The 502-nt window shown below is 62.2% G+C and carries 1 protein-coding gene; it reads right to left on the reverse strand.

Annotation, left to right across the window (positions count from 1 at the left end):
* A partial coding sequence (locus WJU21_RS19490; RefSeq protein WP_346325140.1) for a TonB-dependent receptor occupies window positions 1-502 on the reverse strand: 502 nt, incomplete at both ends.

The raw sequence follows: 502 nt of genomic DNA on the forward strand, positions 1-502 counted from the left end.
GTTCTGACCCGGCTTGTTGACGGCGCGTAGGATCAGTCCGGCGTCCGGCATCGTGAAGCCTTGCGAGTACGAGGCGAACATCGACAGACCGGTGACCGGCTCGACTACCAGACCCGCATTCTTGAGCAGCTTATTGAAGCTGGGGGAGCCCCCTTCCACGAACGTGGAATTGGCGCTGGCGATGGTCGTGAAGTCCGGCACGTGCAGCGTCGCCTTTTCATAGCGCAGGCCGCCCGACAGCCGCACGAGATCATCGAACAGCTTCTGCTCCAGTTGGACGAACGGAGCCCAGCCCTTGTAGATCAACTCCGGCACCCACAGCCGGTCGGTCTGAGCCAGTTCCTGGAACGTCTTGTCGTGCAGGTAGTCGGCGCCGAATGCTAGCTGCAGACCCGTCCACAGCGTGTCCTCGCGGGCATATGTCAGCTTCGCGCCGTACTTTTCAGAGCTGAGCGCCGACTGGTCGAACAGGGTGCCGACTGGCGCGATGGACGGGTCTTGA

Origin of the sequence: Emcibacter sp. SYSU 3D8 (assembly GCF_039655875.1) — a bacterium.
In the GTDB taxonomy this organism is placed as follows: Bacteria; Pseudomonadota; Alphaproteobacteria; order SMXS01; family SMXS01; genus RI-34.